General features: G+C 69.6%; 21 protein-coding genes. 11 read left to right on the top strand and 10 right to left on the bottom strand.

The window, feature by feature from the left end; all coding sequences use genetic code 11:
- Window positions 1-17: 17 nt before the first annotated feature.
- Together GEMRO_RS30485 and def are read right to left on the bottom strand one after the other, a co-directional pair.
- Window positions 18-692 (bottom strand): COQ9 family protein, encoded by a 675-nt coding sequence (locus tag GEMRO_RS30485; protein WP_051329224.1) that lies wholly within the window; start codon window positions 690-692, stop codon window positions 18-20.
- Complete coding sequence (gene def / locus GEMRO_RS30480; protein WP_035485584.1) at window positions 689-1,246, bottom strand: peptide deformylase; 558 nt, start codon at window positions 1,244-1,246, stop codon at window positions 689-691. The genes GEMRO_RS30485 and def overlap by 4 nt, the downstream gene beginning before the upstream one ends.
- Window positions 1,247-1,399: 153 nt before the next feature.
- On the opposite strand from def, the gene rpsU reads away from it, so the two are divergent.
- The 9 genes from rpsU to GEMRO_RS0118540 all read left to right on the top strand — a co-directional run bounded on the left by rpsU (window position 1,400) and on the right by GEMRO_RS0118540 (window position 8,430).
- Window positions 1,400-1,624 carry a 30S ribosomal protein S21 gene (rpsU, locus tag GEMRO_RS0118585; RefSeq protein WP_027135208.1) on the top strand — a complete coding sequence of 75 codons (225 nt, stop codon included), beginning with the start codon at window positions 1,400-1,402 and terminating at the stop codon, window positions 1,622-1,624.
- Window positions 1,625-1,882: 258 nt separating this feature from the next.
- Window positions 1,883-2,638: a phosphoadenylyl-sulfate reductase gene (locus GEMRO_RS0118580; RefSeq protein ID WP_051329223.1), complete on the top strand. Its 756-nt coding sequence runs from the start codon at window positions 1,883-1,885 to the stop codon at window positions 2,636-2,638.
- Window positions 2,635-3,144: a hypothetical protein gene (locus GEMRO_RS0118575; protein ID WP_027135206.1), complete on the top strand. Its 510-nt coding sequence runs from the start codon at window positions 2,635-2,637 to the stop codon at window positions 3,142-3,144. The genes GEMRO_RS0118580 and GEMRO_RS0118575 overlap by 4 nt, the downstream gene beginning before the upstream one ends.
- Window positions 3,145-3,233: 89 nt before the next feature.
- Window positions 3,234-3,497, top strand: a complete 264-nt coding sequence (locus GEMRO_RS34370) for a hypothetical protein (RefSeq protein WP_157505641.1) — start codon at window positions 3,234-3,236, stop codon at window positions 3,495-3,497.
- Window positions 3,498-3,603: 106 nt separating this feature from the next.
- A complete protein-coding gene (cysT, locus tag GEMRO_RS0118560) occupies window positions 3,604-4,464 on the top strand; it encodes a sulfate ABC transporter permease subunit CysT (protein WP_027135205.1) in 861 nt (286 codons plus the stop codon).
- On the top strand, window positions 4,461-5,336 hold the full coding sequence (gene cysW / locus GEMRO_RS30475; RefSeq protein ID WP_035485582.1) for a sulfate ABC transporter permease subunit CysW: 876 nt from the start codon (window positions 4,461-4,463) through the stop codon (window positions 5,334-5,336). Before cysT ends, cysW begins: the two co-directional genes overlap by 4 nt.
- Window positions 5,337-5,362: 26 nt before the next feature.
- Window positions 5,363-6,406, top strand: a complete 1,044-nt coding sequence (locus GEMRO_RS0118550; protein ID WP_027135204.1) for a sulfate/molybdate ABC transporter ATP-binding protein — start codon at window positions 5,363-5,365, stop codon at window positions 6,404-6,406.
- A gap of 75 nt (window positions 6,407-6,481) precedes the next feature.
- On the top strand, window positions 6,482-7,273 hold the full coding sequence (locus GEMRO_RS0118545) for a DeoR/GlpR family DNA-binding transcription regulator (protein ID WP_027135203.1): 792 nt from the start codon (window positions 6,482-6,484) through the stop codon (window positions 7,271-7,273).
- Window positions 7,270-8,430, top strand: coding sequence for an MFS transporter (locus GEMRO_RS0118540; RefSeq protein WP_027135202.1), 1,161 nt, complete (start codon window positions 7,270-7,272; stop codon window positions 8,428-8,430). Before GEMRO_RS0118545 ends, GEMRO_RS0118540 begins: the two co-directional genes overlap by 4 nt.
- 23 nt (window positions 8,431-8,453) lie before the next feature.
- On the opposite strand, the gene GEMRO_RS0118535 is transcribed toward GEMRO_RS0118540, so the two are convergent.
- A complete protein-coding gene (locus tag GEMRO_RS0118535; protein WP_027135201.1) occupies window positions 8,454-9,212 on the bottom strand; it encodes an SDR family NAD(P)-dependent oxidoreductase in 759 nt (252 codons plus the stop codon).
- Window positions 9,213-9,321: 109 nt separating this feature from the next.
- On the opposite strand from GEMRO_RS0118535, the gene arfB reads away from it, so the two are divergent.
- On the top strand, window positions 9,322-9,744 hold the full coding sequence (gene arfB, locus GEMRO_RS0118530) for an alternative ribosome rescue aminoacyl-tRNA hydrolase ArfB (protein ID WP_027135200.1): 423 nt from the start codon (window positions 9,322-9,324) through the stop codon (window positions 9,742-9,744).
- A 13-nt stretch (window positions 9,745-9,757) separates the two neighbouring features.
- Here the strand turns inward: arfB and GEMRO_RS0118525 are convergent, their stop codons facing one another.
- The 6 genes from GEMRO_RS0118525 to GEMRO_RS0118500 form a co-directional block, all read right to left on the bottom strand.
- Window positions 9,758-10,192, bottom strand: a complete 435-nt coding sequence (locus tag GEMRO_RS0118525; RefSeq protein ID WP_027135199.1) for a PIN domain-containing protein — start codon at window positions 10,190-10,192, stop codon at window positions 9,758-9,760.
- Window positions 10,189-10,452: a type II toxin-antitoxin system Phd/YefM family antitoxin gene (locus GEMRO_RS30470; RefSeq protein WP_035485580.1), complete on the bottom strand. Its 264-nt coding sequence runs from the start codon at window positions 10,450-10,452 to the stop codon at window positions 10,189-10,191. Before GEMRO_RS30470 ends, GEMRO_RS0118525 begins: the two co-directional genes overlap by 4 nt.
- 119 nt (window positions 10,453-10,571) lie before the next feature.
- Window positions 10,572-11,993, bottom strand: a complete 1,422-nt coding sequence (locus tag GEMRO_RS0118515) for an NAD(P)(+) transhydrogenase (Re/Si-specific) subunit beta (protein ID WP_027135198.1) — start codon at window positions 11,991-11,993, stop codon at window positions 10,572-10,574.
- 10 nt (window positions 11,994-12,003) lie between these two features.
- A complete protein-coding gene (locus GEMRO_RS0118510; protein WP_027135197.1) occupies window positions 12,004-12,291 on the bottom strand; it encodes a proton-translocating transhydrogenase family protein in 288 nt (95 codons plus the stop codon).
- 18 nt (window positions 12,292-12,309) lie between these two features.
- Window positions 12,310-13,434, bottom strand: coding sequence for a Re/Si-specific NAD(P)(+) transhydrogenase subunit alpha (locus GEMRO_RS0118505; RefSeq protein WP_027135196.1), 1,125 nt, complete (start codon window positions 13,432-13,434; stop codon window positions 12,310-12,312).
- Window positions 13,435-13,603: 169 nt separating this feature from the next.
- Complete coding sequence (locus GEMRO_RS0118500) at window positions 13,604-14,617, bottom strand: YeiH family protein (protein WP_027135195.1); 1,014 nt, start codon at window positions 14,615-14,617, stop codon at window positions 13,604-13,606.
- A gap of 104 nt (window positions 14,618-14,721) precedes the next feature.
- Here GEMRO_RS0118500 and GEMRO_RS0118495 point away from each other — a divergent pair, with 104 nt between their 5' ends.
- Entirely contained in the window at window positions 14,722-15,624 is a 903-nt protein-coding gene (locus tag GEMRO_RS0118495) for a LysR family transcriptional regulator (protein ID WP_027135194.1), read from the top strand.
- Here the strand turns inward: GEMRO_RS0118495 and GEMRO_RS0118490 are convergent.
- The gene (locus GEMRO_RS0118490; protein WP_027135193.1) at window positions 15,616-17,019 is read right to left on the bottom strand and encodes a M20/M25/M40 family metallo-hydrolase; all 1,404 of its coding nucleotides are present in this window, start codon (window positions 17,017-17,019) and stop codon (window positions 15,616-15,618) included. The genes GEMRO_RS0118495 and GEMRO_RS0118490 overlap by 9 nt on opposite strands.
- Window positions 17,020-17,773: the final 754 nt, after the last annotated feature.

Raw genomic sequence — 17,773 nt, 5'->3', positions numbered from 1 at the left:
GAACGGCCTCGGAATCGTCAGCCGCGCCGGCTGCCGGCCGGCTTTTCGGGCAGGAACATGCGCAGGCCCGGGATGCTGCGCACCATGCCCTCGACCCGGCCCTTGAGCATGGCGATGCCCATCACGTTCTCGATGCGCCGGTCCAAAAAGGCCAGGGTCTCGGCGTCGTTCTCGCTGCGGTCCTCCAGCCAGAACAGGAAGGTCGACACCCAGACCGCCGAAAGCAGGCCCCGCCTGGTCCAGTAGTCGAACTCCGAGGAGGTGCCACGGTCGCCGGCCGCACGCCACATCCCGTCGGCGCCGGACCAGATCCGGCGGCCGGTGGCGAACAGGTTGCGCGGCAGCGCCCCGGCGGCGACCGCCCGGCGCATCGCCTCCTTGTGGCCCTGCAGGACCTCCAGCCGCACCGAGACCAGCTTGGCGATCCGCTGGCGGATGCGCAGCCGGTCCAGGGCGACGTCGGCCAGCCGCTCGGCGGCGCGCCGGTCCAGCCAGTCGCCCAGCCAGGCCAGCAGGCTCTCCTGGCCCTGCGGGAACAGCCGCCTTGCGGTGATCGTGGTCATGCCCAGGTCCTGGGCCGCCGCGTTCAGGCTCTTGATGCCCCAGCCGTCGAACGGGACATGCTGCAGGACCATCTCGAACAGGCGGTCCTTCTCGGCGGCCTTCAGGGCCAGGGCCTCATCGGACTTCATGGTTTCGCCCCTTCCGGCGCTCCCGCTTCGTTGCTCCCGGCCGCCTCCACGGCGTCCACGAATGCCAGAGAACGTAGGTCGTTCATCCGCATCGGGTAGAGGATACCGTCCAGATGGTCGACCTCGTGCTGCAGGATCCGGGCGAACAGGCCGCCCGCCTCGCCGCCGAGTTCCTCGCCGTCCAGGTCGCGCGCGCGCCAGCGCACCCGGGCCGGCCGGGGCACCTGCCCGCGCAGGCCCGGGATGGAGAGGCAGCCTTCCACCGCCTCCTCGACGGCGTCGCCCACCGGCTCCAGCACCGGGTCCGCCAGCACCAGCGGCTCGATCGCGTCCACGTCCCCGGCCGCGCCGCGCTCCTCGATCGGCAGCACCACGATCAGGCGCAGCGAGCGGCCGACCTGGGGGGCCGCGATGCCGATTCCCTCCTCGGCATGCATGGTCTCGATCATGTCCAGGGCCAGGCGGCGGATCTGGGGCGTCGTCGGGTCGCCGACCGGTTCGGCGACCGCCAGGAGCGTGGGGTGGCCCATGCGCAGGACGGGAAGTATGGTCATGCCCGGAGATCTAGACCGTCCTGCCGGCGGCGTCACGCCGGCCGATCGGCTGGCCGCCGGACGGCGCGACCATGTTGCCCCTGCCCGCGGACGGTGATATAGGCCCGGCCGCGTCGGTCGGAACCGCGGCCGCGGCGCGTGTCGTATGGTTTTATGCCGAGGAGAACGGTCATCGTCGAGGTCCAGGTCCGCGACAACAATGTCGACCAGGCTCTGCGCGCACTGAAGAAGAAGATGCAGCGCGAGGGTCTGTACCGTGAGCTGCGCATGCGCAGGCATTACGAGAAGCCTTCCGAGCGCCGTGCCCGCGAGAAGGCGGAAGCCGTGCGCCGTTTCCGCAAGCTGATGCGCAAGCGCGCCGAGCGCGACGAACTCTGAGTTCAAGCTCGTCGCCCTGACTTGAGCGATCGCCGGGATTTTCCCGCGGTCTCGTCACGTTGGAGCGTCGCCATGCAGCAAGCGATCTGAGCCCGCCGGGGCAACTCGGCGGGCTCGTTGCGCTTGGCCGCCGCCGTCAATTTACAAATAATAATTGATATATAGGAAACATAACACCCGGATTCATGAAATATGGCTGGAGCACCCGGGCCGAGCATGTAGTTTCACCTCCCGCATCGTTGCGTCCGGAGGATCCTCATGCCGCAACCAGCCATCGGGGCCGTCCGCGCCGAGCTGCCCGGCTCCATCGAGACGATGAGCGGCGAACTGAACCGGCTTCACGGCCATCTGTGCGGCCGCGACCTGCTCGCCGCCGTGCTCGGCCAGGGCGGCAGCCTGCGCGGCCGCATCGCCCTGGTCTCGTCGTTCGGCGCCGAGAGCGTCGTGCTGCTGCACATGGTGGCGTCGGTCGACCCGGATATCCCGGTGATCTTCCTGGACACCCTCGCCCATTTCCCGGCGACCCTCGCCTATCGCGACCAGCTCGTGAAGCTGCTGGGCCTGCGCGATGTCCGCAGCGCCACCCCGAACCTGCGGATGCTCGGCCGGATCGATCCGCGGGCCGACCTGCACAGCCGCGATCCGGACGTCTGCTGCCATTTCCGCAAGACCGAGCCGCTCGACGAGGCGCTGTCCGGCTTCGACGCGTGGATCACCGGGCGCAAGCGGTTCCAGGGTGGCGCCCGGCAGGTCCTGCCGTTGTTCGAGCCTGAGCGAAACAGCGGCCGGATCAAGATCAACCCGCTGGCGGAGTGGTCGGCGGAGGACCTGGAGGCGTACCGGGCCAGCTACGACCTGCCGGCCCATCCGCTGGTCGCGGAAGGCTTCCGCTCGATCGGCTGCGCGCCCTGCACCCGCCCGGTGGCCGAGGGCGAGGATCCGCGCGCCGGCCGCTGGTCGGGATCGTCGAAAAGCGAATGCGGGATCCACGTGTCCCATGGAGGTGGCATATGACCATGCTCGACCTGCCGATCCGCCCGAGTTCCGCCAAGGCTGCGCCCGAGCCGGCGCAGGGTCCGGGGCCAGTGCGCCTGTTCCCCCGGGACGAGGTGGCCTGGCTGGCGGTCGAGGCCGCCGCCCGGCTGCGCGCCGCCGGCCGGCCGGTGGGCACGGTCGGGATCGAGGAGAACTCGCCGCTGGCGAGCCTGGCGCGCGACCCGCGCCTTGTTGACCTGGCCTCCTCCCTGGCCGGCACCCGGCAGCGGCCGGCCGCGCTGGAGACGGGCCGGGCACGGATGCTGCGCCGGCTGGGCCGGGTCACCCTGTTCGTGGAGCTGGGCGGCAGTCCCGGCGGCGATCCGGGCCTGGTGCATGCGCGGCTGGACGAGCTCGCCGGCGATGCGCTGGTCGTGGCGATCGGGTTCGACCGGGCGGCGGAGGAGGCGGCTCCGGCAGGGCGTCGTCAGCCCGCCATCGGCCCGGAAGGCCTGTGGCCGCCGGCGGCGGTGGTGGCCGGCTGAGGCGGCCGGCGGGCGCTTAAAAGTTTCGCGTGCAACCTCGGGACGGATAGTTTATAAAATCCATAGTGTTTATCAAATGGAGCCTGCCCATGGGTGGACCGAGCCGTCACCTAGCCCGAGGTATCCTGTTTCTGGGCGCCCTGGTCGCCCTCGTTCCCTTCCTCCACCTCGGTTCCGGCACCGACAACCTCGTATCCACCCAAGCCCTCCATCAACCCCCGCCCGCCATCGTCGCCCCCGCCGCGGTCGCTCCCGCCGCCGTTGCCGAGGCGATGTCCGAACCGGAAGGGCTGCCGGTCGAGGCCGATCCCATGACGCCTCCGGCCGGCCTGCATCTGGTGGTCGCCGACTGAACGGGGCGGCCTCCGTCCAACCTGCCTCCTCTGCGCCTTCCAGGCGCGTCGCCAAGGGTACGGTCATGCCGACCAGTCTGCTCCCCGTTCCGATGCGCCCGTTCCGATGAGCGGCCTGGCCGCCCCGGCGCCGGCCGGTCTCCGGCCGGTCCGCCGCATGGTCCTGCCGGGCTTCGGCCCGACCCTGGGCCTGACCGTCACCTATCTGTCGCTGATCGTCCTGATCCCGCTGGCCGCGATGTTCCTGCGCAGCTTCGGCGACGGGATCGGCCATTTCATCGAGGTCGCCACCGACCCCCGCACCCTTGCCGCCCTGCGCCTGAGTTTCGGCGGCGCGCTGATCGCCGCTCTGGTGAACCTGGTGATGGGGGTGCTGGTCGCCTGGGTGCTGGTCCGCTACCGCTTTCCCGGCAAGCGCCTGCTCGACGCCGCGGTGGACCTGCCCTTCGCGCTGCCGACCGCCGTGGCCGGCATCACCCTCACGGCCCTGTTCGCCGGCGACGGCTGGATCGGCGGTCTGCTGGAGCCGCTCGGCATCGAGATCGCCTTCACCCCGGCCGGCGTGGTGGTCGCCATGGTGTTCATCGGCCTGCCCTTCGTGGTGCGGACCGTCGAGCCGATCCTGGCGGACTTCGAGAAGGAGGTCGAGGAGGCCGCGGCGACGCTGGGCGCCAGCCGGCTGCAGACCGTCTGGCGGGTGATCGTGCCGAGCATCCTGCCGGCCGCCCTCACCGGCTTCGCCTTGGCCTTCGCCCGCGCGGTCGGCGAGTACGGCTCGGTGATCTTCATCGCCGGCAACATGCCTTACGAATCGGAGATCGCCCCGCTGCTGATCGTGATCCGGCTGGAAGAGTTCGACTATGCCGGTGCGGCCACCGTGGGCGTCCTGATGCTGCTGGCCTCCTTTCTCCTCCTCCTGCTGATCAACCTGCTGCAGGCCTGGACCCGGAGCTACGAACGGCGATGATCGCGAGCCTTCCTGCCGTGGCGGCTCCCCGCCCGCCCGCTTCACCCGGCGAAGGCCGCTGGGCGCGCTGGACGCTCACCGCCATCGCCGTCCTGTTCCTGCTGGGCTTCCTGGTCCTGCCGCTGCTGGTGGTGCTGATCGAGGCGTTCCGGGAGGGCTGGGGCGCCTATGCCGCGGCGATCACCGAACCCGACGCCCTGGCGGCAATCCGCCTGACCCTGCTGATCGCGGCGATCGCGGTGCCGGCCAACCTCGTGTTCGGGCTGTGCGCCGCCTGGGCGATCGCCAAGTTCGACTTCCGCGGCAAGGCGCTGCTCACCACCCTGATCGACCTGCCCTTCTCGGTTTCCCCGGTGATCTCCGGCCTGGTCTGGGTGCTGCTGTTCGGCGGCAGCGGCTATTTCGGCCCCTGGCTGGACGCGATGGGCGTGAAGATCGTGTTCGCGGTGCCGGGCATCGTGCTGGCGACCATCTTCGTCACCTTTCCCTTCATCGCCCGCGAGCTCATCCCGCTGATGGCCGAGCAGGGGCGCGATTCGGAAGAAGCGGCGCTGTCCCTGGGCGCGTCCGGCTGGCAGACCTTCCGCCGGGTGACCCTGCCGAACGTGAAGTGGGGCCTGCTCTACGGGGTCCTGCTCTGCAACGCCCGGGCGATGGGCGAGTTCGGCGCGGTGTCGGTGGTGTCCGGCCATATCCGCGGCCTCACCAACACGATCCCGCTCCATGTCGAGATCCTCTACAACGAGTACCAGTCGGTGGCCGCCTTCGCGGTCGCCAGCCTGCTGGCCCTGCTGGGCCTGGTCACCCTGGTGATCAAGCACCTGCTGGAATGGCGCTACGGCGCCGAGCTGGCCGCGACCCGCCGCCACTGACCCCGCTTCATGCTGGAGCCCCTTCGATGACGATCACGGTCAAGGGACTGACCAAGGAATTCAACGGCTTCGTGGCCGTGCACGACGTCGACCTGACGGTGTCGCAGGGCGAGCTGGTGGCGCTGCTGGGCCCCTCCGGCTCCGGCAAGACCACGCTGCTGCGGATCATCGCCGGCCTGGAGTTCGCCGATCGCGGCCAGGTCCTGTTCAACGGCGACGACGCGACCACCCGGGCGGTGGGCGAGCGCGCGGTAGGCTTCGTGTTCCAGCACTATGCCCTGTTCCGGCACATGACCGTGTTCGAGAACGTGGCGTTCGGCCTGCGCGTGAAGCCGCGCGCCCAGCGGCCGGACAAGGCGGAGATCGCGCGGCGGGTCCACGAGCTGCTCCAGCTGGTCCAGCTGGACGGCCTCTCCCATCGCTACCCGACCCAGCTTTCCGGCGGCCAGCGCCAGCGCGTGGCGCTGGCGCGGGCACTCGCCATCGAGCCGAAGGTGCTGCTGCTGGACGAGCCGTTCGGCGCCCTGGACGCCCAGGTGCGCAAGGACCTGCGCCGCTGGCTGCGCCGGCTGCACCACGAGATGGGGCTGACCTCGGTGTTCGTGACTCACGACCAGGAAGAGGCGCTGGAGCTGGCCGACCGGGTGGTGGTGATGAACAAGGGGCGGATCGAGCAGGTCGGCGCGCCGGCCGACATCTACGAGCATCCCGCCAACCCGTTCGTCTACGAGTTCCTGGGCCAGGTGAACCGCATCCCGTTCGAGGCCAAGGACAGCGTCGCCCATGTCCTGGGCCGCCCCTTCCGCCTGGAGACCCCGGCTGCGCAGGGCATCGCCTATGTCCGGCCGGAGGAGATCGAGATGAGCCGGGTCGCCGGGCAGGACGGCGCGCTTGCCCGGATCCGGCACGTCACCGCGCTGGGCTCGGTGATCCGGGTCGACCTGGACGTGGAGGGGCGGGCCGACCCGGTCGAGGCCTCCTTGCCGCCCTCGCGCTGGAGGGAGCTGGGGCTGGCCAGGGGCGACAGCGTGCATGTTCGTGCAGCCAGCGCCCGGATCTTCCCTGCCTGAACAACGCCGGCAGATCCGCATTGCACGCTCGTGCATGTTCGTGTACCCGAACGTGCACGAACTTCTGGGCCTGCCATGACCGTCACTGCCATTGTCCTGCCGGAGGAGCGCCAGCGGGCGATCCTCACCCTGATCGAGCGCGACGGCCGCGTGCTTGCCGCCGAGCTCGCCCGTGACTTCGGCACCTCCGAGGACACCATCCGCCGCGACCTGCGCGAACTCGCCGCCACCGGAAGGGTGCAGCGGGTCCATGGCGGTGCCGTCCGCCAGATCACCGCACCCCGCCCCTATCTGGAGCGCGAGCAGGCCGAGCGGCCGCGCAAGCAGGCGATAGCACGGGTAGCCGCCGGGCTGATCCGGCCGGGCGAGGTGGTGATCGTGGATGCCGGCTCCACCAACCTCGCGGTGATGCACTGCCTGCCGGCTGCCCTCGAGGCGACCATCGTCACCAACAGCCCGGCGATCGCCAGCGCCCTGCTCGGCCGGAACTCCATCGAGGTGATCCTGCTGGGCGGCAGCCTCAGCCATCGGGCCGGTGCGGTCACCGGAACCGGCGTGACCGACGCGATCCGGCAGATCCGGGCGGATCTCTGCCTGCTCGGCGCCTGCAGCCTGTCGGCCGATGACGGGCTGGCCTCCGTGTTCGCCGACGACGCCGTGGTCAAGCGCACCATGATCGAGGTGAGCGGGCGGGTGGTCACGGCGGTGCTGAACGACAAGCTCGGCGCCTCCGCCCCCTTCACCATCGCCCCCCTGGCGGCCCTGGACCAGCTGGTGATCGAGGCCGACGCGCCCGCCGCCCTGGTCGAGCGGATCGTCGGCGACGAGGGACCCGAGATCCTGCGCGCACCCGGAGAAACGCGATGACCGCCACCACCGCCGACCGTCGCGGCGCGGTCGACCGCAACCGGGCGGCCGTCTCGACCGTGTTCATGGTCAACGGCACCGCCATCGGGCTGTGGGCCGTGCACATCCCGATCATCGGCGCCGTCCACGGCATCGACGAGTTCGTGCTGGGGCTGGTGCTGCTCACGGTCGCCGGCGGCGCCATGGCGACCATGCCGCTCGCCGGCTGGGCCGCCGGCCGGTTCGGCAGCGACCGGGCGACCCGCTTCTTCATTGCCGGGTTCGTGCTGGTGATGGCGCTGCCAGTGCTGGCGCCGAACCTGCCGCTGCTGTTCGTGGCGGCCCTGCTGTTCGGCATGCTCAATGGCGGCCTCGATGTCGCGATGAACGCCCAGGCGACCGATGTCGAGCGCGCCCGTGGCCGGGCGACCATGTCCTCCTTCCACGGCTTCTGGAGCCTGGGCGGCCTGACCGGCGCTGCCATCGGCGGCGTCATGATCGGGGCCGGCTGGGGCGATGGGTCCGGCCTGCTGCTGGCAGCCTGCCTGGCCGCCGCCATCATCGCCTTTGTCTGGAACTGGCTCTTGCCCCTGCCCGACCCGGCCCACCAGGCCGGCGGCCCGCACTTCGCCCTGCCGCACGGCGCCGCCCTGGTGCTGGGCCTGCTGGCGATGATGGTGATGGTGGTCGAGGGTGCCGCCGCCGACTGGAGCGCTTTGCACCTGGTGCAGAACACCGGCGCCACCCCCGCGGTCGCGGCGGCGGGCTTTGCCGCCTTTTCCCTGGCGATGGCCAGCTGCCGCTTCATCGGCGACGCGGTCACCGACCGGTTCGGCCGGGTCATGGTCCTGCGCGCCGGCGGCTTCCTGATCACCGCCGGGTTCCTGATCACCACCCTGGTGCCGATGCCGTTCGTGGCCGCCGCCGGGTTCGGCCTGATCGGCCTGGGTGCTGCCAACATCGTGCCGGTCCTGCTGGGCCAGGCCGCCCGGCTGCCCGGGACTGCGCCCGGCGCCGGCGTGGCGGCGGTCGCGACCATCGGCTATGTCGGCTTCCTGGCCGGCCCGCCCCTGATCGGCTTCCTGGCCAAGGCGATCGGCCTGGCCGGTGCGCTGGGCGTCCTGACCCTGGCCGGGATCATCCTGATGCTGGCGGCCGGCATGGTCCGCCGGCGCTGACGCTCGACGGAGCTTGCTGACGCTCACTGGGCGGTGTTGCCGCCATCCACCGGCAGGCAGGCGCCCGTGATGAAGCTGGCGTCGTCGGAGGCCAGGAACGCCACCACCTTGGCGATCTCGTCGGGCTGGCCGACCCGGCCGAGCGGCAGCGCCTGCCCCATCTTCGCCAGCTCCGCCGCCCGGTCCCCGCCGGTCATGGCGCCGTCGAGCATGGTGGTGTCGGTGTCGCCCGGGCAGACCGCGTTGACCCGGATCCCGTCCCGGGCATGGTCGATCGCCATGGAGCGGGTGATCTGCACCACCGCCCCCTTGCTGGCGCCATAGGCGACCGCGCCGACCGCGCCGACCAGCCCCCAGTCCGAGGCGATGTTGACGATCGAGCCGCCGCCGCCCCGGCGCATCACCGGCAGGACCTGACGGCTCAGCCGGAACAGGGCGGTGACGTTGGTCGCCATGATCCGCTCGAACTGCTCGTCGTTGCAGTGCTCGGCATCGCCGCGGGCGACGATCCCGGCATTGTTGACCAGCACGTCGATCCCGCCAAAGGCGTCCACCGCCGCGTCCACCAGCAGCCTGGGCGCATCGGTGTCCGTCACGTCGGCACGAACGAACCTGACCGTCGCACCGGCCTTCGCCAGTTCCTCCTCGAGCGCCCTGCCCGCCTCGGCGTTGCGGCCGGTGATCAGCAGGCGCGCGCCGCGTCCGGCTAGCACCCGGGCGATGGCCTGGCCGATGCCCGCGGTGGCGCCGGTGACCAGGATGGACTTCGTTGAAAGGGACATGGGCGGTTCCGGTCGCAGCTGGGGTCGCCCGATCCTTCCGGGGTGACGAGGCGGTGGTCAACGCGCTTGGTTGCGCTAAGAAGGCCGCGAGCCGTTCTGGAAGCCTTCGATGATCCCCGTCACCAAATCCATCCAGCTGGATCCCCGCGAACTGGACGAGAGCTTCGTGCGCGCGTCCGGGCCCGGCGGGCAGAACGTCAACAAGGTGTCCTCGGCGGTGCAGCTGCGCTTCGACGTCCTGAACTCGCCCTCCCTGCCCGAGGACATCCGCCAGCGGCTGATCCACCTGGCCGGGTCGCGGATGACCCAGGACGGCATCCTGATCATCCAAGCGCAGGACTTCCGCGACCAGCCGCGCAACCGCGAGGACGCCCTGGCCCGCCTGGTGGCGCTGATCCGCGCCGCCGCGGTCCGCCCGAAAACCCGCCGGGCTACCCGGCCGACCAAGGGCTCCAAGGAACGGCGGCTGGCGGCCAAGTCGCAGCGCTCCGGGATCAAGTCGATGCGCGGCCGGCCGAAGGACCACGACTGAGCGGCGGCGCCGGCTAGATCGCCAGGATCCTGCCGGCTCGATCGCCGAACGGGTTGGTGAAGGTGACCGAGCCCAGCGTCCGTCCTTCCTGCAGGTCCTCGGTCAGGAGGATCGGCACCGCCATCCGGTCGCAGACCGACCAGATCAGGGCATCCCAGAACGGCAGCCCATGATCGGCTACCGCCGCCATGGCCCTCGCCAAGTCCGACGGCCGGTAGGCTTCCGTGTCTGCCAGGTCCAGGTATCGCCGGACCAGACCTGCCAGATCACCAGGCTGCATCCGGGTCTTGCGGCGCAGGACGTGGTACATTTCGCCCAGGGCCTGGAGCGGGATGAACAATTGGTCGGTGGTGATCAGCACCTCGATGATCCGCGCCGACCGGAGATGGCGGGGATCGTCCGATTGCTGGGCGGCATAAACCAGGACATTGGTGTCGATGCCGATCACCGGTCGTAGATCTCCTCCCGCTTGAACTCCGCGGGCTCCGTGAACTCCACGCCTTCCTTCAGCCATGCGACAAGTTCGTCGATCCTGGCCCGGCGCTCCGCCTGCTCCTGCAACGAGCGCCGCTGGGCGCGGGTAGAGGCCGGCACGAGTTCCGCCACCTCGGATCCGCGCTTGGTGATCACGATCGTCTCGCCGGCCTCGGCCTCGGCAAGCAGCCGGGAGAAGTTCTGGTTGGCCTCCCGCGCCGACACCTTCCGCATGTCCGCCTCCGTCCTACATCCTGGGCAAGATGTAGGACCAATCCGGCCGGCCCACAAGAAAACGGCGCCGGGGTTGCCCCCAGCGCCGTTCCGTCACGACCGGTCCGATCGGCTGGGCCTCAGTGCCCCGCGCCGGTCATCGACTTGACGATGGTCTCGGTCATCTTCTTGGCGTCGCCGAACAGCATCATCGTGTTGTCCTGGAAGAACAGCGTGTTGTCGATGCCGGCATAGCCCGCCGCCATCGAGCGCTTCACGAAGAACACCGCCTTGGCCCGGTCGACGTCCAAAACCGGCATGCCGTAGATCGGCGAGGCCTTGTCGGTCTTGGCGGACGGGTTGGTGATGTCGTTGGCGCCGATCACGTAGGCGACGTCGGCCTGGCCGAACTCGCTGTTGATGTCCTCCATCTCGTAGACGACGTCGTAGGGGATGTTGGCCTCGGCCAGCAGCACGTTCATGTGGCCGGGCATGCGGCCCGCGACCGGGTGGATCGCGAACTTGACCTCGACGCCCTCCTTGGTCAGCGCGTCGTAGAGCTCGCGGACCGAATGCTGCGCCTGCGCCACCGCCATGCCGTAGCCCGGCACGATGATGACCTTCTGGGCGTTCTGCATCATGAACGCGGCATCCTCGGCCGAGCCCGCCTTGACCGGCTTCTGCTCGGCGCCGCCGGCAGCCGCCGCCCCGCCGCTCTCGCCAAAGCCGCCCAGGATCACGGAGATGAACGAGCGGTTCATCGCCTTGCACATGATGTAGCTGAGGATGGCGCCGGAGCTGCCGACCAGGGCGCCGGTGATGATCAGCGCCTGGTTGTTCAGGGTGAAGCCGATGCCGGCCGCCGCCCAGCCCGAATAGCTGTTCAGCATCGAGACCACGACCGGCATGTCCGCGCCGCCGATCGGGATGATCAGCAGCACGCCGATCAGCAGCGAGAACAGGATCAGCAGCACGAAGGCCGCCGTGCTCTGCGCGGCGATCAGCCAGACCAGTAGCAGGACGATGATCACGCCGATGGCGATGTTGATGAGGTGCCGGGCCGGCAGCATGATCGGGGCCGAGCCCATGATCGCCTGCAGCTTGGCGAACGCGATGATCGAGCCGGTGAAGGTGATCGCACCCACCACCGCGCCCAGGCCCATCTCGACCAGGGACAGGCCCTTGATGGTGTCGACGCTGCCGGGCACCAGGATGTGGAAGGCTTCCGGGCTGGCGAACGCGCCGGCGGCGACGAACACCGCGGCCAGGCCCACCAGCGAGTGGAAGGCCGCGACCAGCTGCGGCATCGCGGTCATCGCCACGGTGCGGGCGATGTAGAAGCCGGCACCGCCGCCGATCGCCAGCGCCAGGAAGATCAGGACATAGGCCAGGAAGGACGGCTCGGCCAGCGAGAGCAGGGTGATGACGATCGCCAGCCCCATGCCCAGGATGCCGGCCTGCAGGCCGCGCTGGGAGGTCGCCGGCGAGGACAGGCCGCGCAGGCTGACGATGAAGCAGATCGCGGCGATCAGATAGCCGATGGCGGCGAGGTTCGGGCTCATGGTAGGTTCCTCAGCCGCGCTTCTTGAACATGGCGAGCATGCGGTGGGTCACCGCGAAGCCGCCGAAGATGTTCACCGCCGCCAGCACGACCGCGATGAAGCCGAACACCAGGGCCACCGTGCTGCCGGAGCCGCTGGCGACCAGGGCGCCGACGATGATCACCGAGCTGATCGCGTTGGTGACCGCCATGAGCGGGGTGTGCAGCGCCGGGGTCACCGACCAGACCACGTAGTAGCCGACGAAGATCGCCAGCACGAAGATGATCAGGTTGAAGACGCTGTGATCGATCAGTTCCATTGCTTCTCTCCAGCGTCCTCAGGCGGCCTTGAAGGCATCGTGCACGACCGCGCCCTCGGCATCGGTGAGCTGGGTGCCCTTGATCAGCTCGTCGTCGCGGTTGATCACCAGCCCCTTGCTCTCCTTGTCGACCAGCAGGGTCACGAAGTTCAGCAGGTTGCGGGCGTAGAGCAGCGAGGCGGCGGGAGCCAGGCGCGAGGGCACGTTGGGGTTGCCGACGATCTTCACGCCGTTCTTCACCACCACCTCGCCGACCCTGGAGCCCTCGACATTGCCGCCGGTCTCGACCGCCAGGTCGACGATCACCGAGCCCGGCTTCATCGATGCCACCATGGCCTCGGTCACCAGCACCGGGGCCTTGCGGCCCGGGATCAGGGCGGTGGTGATCACGATGTCCTGGTTCTTGATGTGGTCGGCGACCACCTTCTTCTGCTCGGCCTGCTCCTCGGGCGTGAGCGCCCGGGCATAGCCGCCGGCGGTGGCGGCCCCCTCGGGAATGAAGCCCACGAACTTGGCACCGAGCGAGGCGATCTCTTCCTTGGCGGCGGGCCGCACGTCGGTGGCGGTCACCACCGAGCCCAGGCGCCGCGCGGTGGCGATCGCCTGCAGGCCGGCCACGCCCGCCCCCATCACGAACACCTTGGCGGCGGTGACCGTGCCGGCCGCGGTCATCATCATCGGCATGACGCGGCTATAGTGCTCGAGCGCGTCCAGGACCGCCTTGTAGCCGGCGAGGTTCGCCTGGCTGGACAGCACGTCCATGGCCTGGCCCCGGGTCGTGCGCGGCAGGAGTTCCAGCGCGAAGCTGGACACCTTCTTGCCGGCATAGGCCTGGACCTGCTCCTTGTTCATGTAGGGGTCGAGCTGGCCCACCAGCACCTGGCCCGGACGGAGCAGTTCCATCTCGCGCTCGTCCGGCCGCTTGACCTTGAGCACGATGTCGGCGGCGAACACCGCGGCCGGGTCCGGCACGATGGTGGCGCCGGCATCGGCATAGAGCTGGTCAGCGAAGTCGCATCCGGCGCCGGCTCCGGCCTCCACCAGCACGTCGACGCCAAGCGCCTTCAGCTTCTTGACCGTCTCTGGTGTTGCCGCGACACGACGCTCGTGCGCAGCGTGCTCTCTCGGCACCCCGATCTGCATTAGACGCTCTTCCCCGCCCGCCAAGTGTGGCGCGGATGCTTTCTTGTCGCACCCACGCACGGCGCCTTAGGCAAGATGAGCAGATTCGACAAGGGGTTGGATCGACGAGGATGTTGTTTGCAGTGCAATAGAGGCGGGAGCACCAGCAGAGCCTGTAGAATCCGCCGCGTCAGCTGATCGCCAGCAGGCGAAGCAGGCCAAGGCTGATCGCGGCCAGCGTCAGAAGCGACAGCACGACCGCCAGGGCGACCCGCCCGCTGGCCCCGGCCACCGCCCGGACATCCACCATCAGCCCCAGGGCCGCCATGGCGGTCACGGTCAGGATGTCGGCCATCTGCGCCATCGGCGCCAGCGCCGCCGCCGGGATCCATCCCAGGGAGCGCAGCAGCATCATCGCCAGGAAGCCGGTGATGAACCAGGGCACCATCCGGTGCAGCGGCGGCCGGCCGGCCGTCGTCCCGCGGCTCAGCGCCAGCCCCAGCACGACCGGGCCCAGCATCAGGACGCGCACCAGCTTGACCAGCGTCCCGAGCTGGACGCTCAGCACCGACACCGGTGCCGTGGCCACGACCACCTGCGGCACCGCGTACACGGTCAGGCCGGCGAAGATCCCGTACTGCGCCGGCGACAGGCCGAGCAGCGGCGCCAGCAGCGGCAGGCCCAGCACCACCAGCACCCCCAGCACCGCGGTGAGCGCGATCGCCGACGCGACCTCGTCGCCCTCCGCGCCCAGCACCGGAGCCGCCGCCGCGATCGCCGAGTTGCCGCAGATCGAGTTGCCGCAGGCCACCAGCATTGCCGGCCGATGCCCGAGCCCGGCCATCCGGCCGATCCCGTAGCTGGCAAGCAGCGAGGCCAGGACCACCCCGGCGATGCCCAGGATCAGGAGCGGCCCGGCCGCGACCAGGGCGGCACTGCTCACCGAGGCGCCGAGCAGCACGATCGCCGCTTCCAGCACGGGCTTGGCCCCGAAGGCGATGCCGGCGGCGCAGGCCGGGCCAGGCCGGACCAGGCTGCGGACCGCCATGCCCAGCAGGATCGCCAGCACCAGCCCGTCCAGCCAGGCCCGGCCGGCCAGATGGAGCTCCGCCCGCTCGACCAGGAGGGCGACCGCCGCGACGCCCGCGCACCAGGCGAGGCCCGGAAGAAGAATGGCCATGTCGGCCGGAGAACGGCAGCGCATCGGGAACTCCACGTCACGGGAGCGGAACCTCGCGCCTCCCGGTCCGTTCGGTCCATCGCGAATCTTCGGATCGATCGTTCTAGAAAATTGAACAGTGGGCGCCCATGACCTTAGAGCAGCTCCGCATCTTCCTGGTCGTGGCGGAACTGGAGCATCTGACCCAGGCAGCGGCGAAGCTCAATCTGTCGCCGTCGGCGGTCAGCGCCGCCGTGCGGTCGCTGGAGCAGCGCTACGGCATCACCCTGTTCCACCGGGTCGGCCGCCGGATCGAGCTCACCGAGACCGGCCGCACCCTGGTCCCGGAGGCACGGGCCACCCTTGCGGCCGCGAGGGCAGCAGAGCAGGCCCTGGCCGAACTGGGGGGCATGCTGCGGGGCTGCCTGCGGATCCATGCCAGCCAGACCATCGCCAGCTACTGGGCGCCGCCGCGGCTGGTCGCGTTCCGTGAGCGCTACCCGGCCGTGGAGGTCCAGATCGAGATCGGCAACAGCCAGGGCGTGGCTGCGGCGATCATGGAGGGCAGCGCCGATCTGGGGCTGGTCGAGGACGACACCGACATGCCGGAACTGCATCGCCGGGCCGTGGCCACCGACCGGCTGATGGTAGTAGTGCCGCAGGGCCATCCCTGGTCGGACGGCCGCCCGCTCGGGGCGGAAGAGCTGGCGGCGGGGCGCTGGGTGATGCGGGAGCCGGGCTCCGGCACGCGCTCCGTCTTCGAGGACGCGCTGCGCGGCCTGGGCCTGGAGCCGGGCCAGCTCCAGGTCGTCCTGGAGCTGCCCTCCAACGAATCGGTGCGCTCGGCGGTCCAGGCCGGGCCGCTCGCGGCGGTGATGTCGGAACTGGTGGCAGCGCCCGACCTGGCAGCCGGCCGCCTGGTCCAGGCCGGCCTGTCCCTGCCGCCCCGGGCGTTCTCGATGCTGCGCCACCGGGAACGCCAGCCGTCGCGGGCCGCGCGCGCCCTGGAAGCGATCTTCCTGGAAGCCGGCCCGCCCCGGCCGTCAGGCTGAGACGTCCGCCAGCCGCGCCAGCATCGCCACATGGGTCTGGACGCCGCGCCGCAGGCAGATCAGGTCGAACTTCTCGTTCGGGCTGTGCACCCGGTCGTCGTCCAGGCCGAAGCCCACCAGCAGCGTGTCCATCCCCAGGATCTCCTTGAAGCTGCCGACCACCGGGATCGAGCCGCCGCAGCCCATCAGGACCGGCTCCTTGCCGAACACCTGGGCGATCCCGGCCCGCGCTGCCTCGATCCAGGGCCCTTCCGCCGGCACGGTGATGCCGGGCGACGAGCCGAAATCCTGGTAGGTCATGCGGCAGTCCGCCGGCAGCCGGTCCTGCACGAACTTCAGGATCGCCGGGGCGATCTTCTCCCATTGCTGGCCGGGCACCAGCCGCGCGCTGATCTTGGCCGAGGCCTTGGAGGGAATGACCGTCTTGGAGCCCTGGCCGGTATAGCCGCCCCAGATCCCGTTGATGTCGAGGGTCGGCCTTGTCCAGTTGCGTTCCAGGAACGAGCGGCCCTTCTCGCCATGCGGCCCGGTCAGGCCGACCCCGTCCAGGAACTGCGCCTCGGTGACGGGAAAGGCCTTCCAGGATTCGGTCACGGCCGCGCTCGGCTCCAGGATCCCGTCATAGAAGCCGGGAATGGCGACCCTGCCGTCGGCATCCACCATCTCGGCCAGGATCCGCACCAGCAGGTTGTTGGGGTTCACCGCGACCCCGCCATACATCCCGGAATGCAGGTCCATGCTCGGGCCCTGCACCGTCACCTCGACATAGGCCAGGCCGCGCAGCGAGGTGGTGATCGCCGGGGTGTCGGCGTCGACCATTCCGGTGTCGGACACGATGCACACGTCCGCGCGCAGCTCGTCCTTGTGCGCGTGCATGAACGGCTCCAGGGACGGCGACGAGCCTTCCTCCTCGCCCTCGATGAACACGGTGACCCGGCACGGCAGGGTGCCGTGGACCTTCAGCCAGGCGCGGAACGCCTCGACGAAGGTCATCACCTGGCCCTTGTCGTCCACGGCCCCGCGGGCGACGATCCGTCCGCCCTTCGCGTCCTCCACCACCGTCGGCTCGAACGGCGGGCTGTCCCACAGCTCGATCGGGTCGACCGGCTGGACGTCGTAATGGCCGTAATAGAGCAGGTGCGGCACGTCCTGGCCGGCGGGTCCCGGGTGATGGGCGACCACCATCGGCATGCCGCCGGTCGGCCGGACCGAGGCGTCGAACCCGAGCCCCGCGAGTTCCTCGGCAAGCCAGGCCGCGCAGTCCTTGGTGGCGGCGTGGTAGGCCGGGGCGGTGCCGATCGAGGGGAAGCGCAGGAACGCCTTCAGCCGCTCGATCGTCTCCGGGAACTGGCGCTCCGCTTCGGCGAGAACAGGGACGACATCGAGCTTGGTCACGTGCGGCAACTCCAGGCGGAAACAACCGGCGACGGTGGTACCAGCGGCGCTTCCGCCCGGCCAGCGGGACCGGCCGGAAAGTCGGGACAGGGCCCCAACTCGCTCCAGGAGCGTCCGGAGTAACGATTGCAACCCTGCAGTAACAGGCCTGTCACCCCTCGAGCGAAGATATAAGCTTCCGGAAACTAGAACGGCGCTCGGGCAAGGACATTTCCCGCTGATTCGGCTGGGCCCGTGGTGAGATCCGCCGGTCGGCCCGATCGTCCACCACCTCTTTTCCTTGCATCACCTTGGGCGTCCGGCTTGTAGCCTTGCCGCGACTGGCAGGCTGGCTTTTCCAGGAAAAGCTATAATTTGTCCGACCCGCCCGGATCAAAGTGTTGATCGGGCGCTCATGCCTATGGCATGGTGAACGAGCCGACAGTTTGGAACTTTGAAAAAGAAGCATTTCACACGTACGGCCGTTCGAGAGCAGGGAGCCAGCGGTGGACCTCCGCCGCCGACGTCTTGCTCCATGGACGAAGATACGGATCGCATCGGATACCAAGATAATTCCACCCCCAGGCTCATCACCTGCCACGATACTGCAGGCAGCCCGGAAGGTGTCTTGGCTCTGCGCGAGACAGAACGTTACTTATTTAAGATACAGTCGGATTGGTCACAAAACTCTTCAGGCACTTTTTTCGTGCTATCGGGTCTCGACCCGAACCTCGGGACAAGGTCATTGATGACTGGTCCTCAGGGCTCCCAGACC

The sequence above is a fragment of the Geminicoccus roseus DSM 18922 genome (assembly GCF_000427665.1).
In the GTDB taxonomy this organism is placed as follows: Bacteria; Pseudomonadota; Alphaproteobacteria; order Geminicoccales; family Geminicoccaceae; genus Geminicoccus; species Geminicoccus roseus.
The sequence above is the reverse complement of the archived record's forward strand: the minus strand, read 5'-3'. Positions and strand labels throughout refer to the sequence as shown.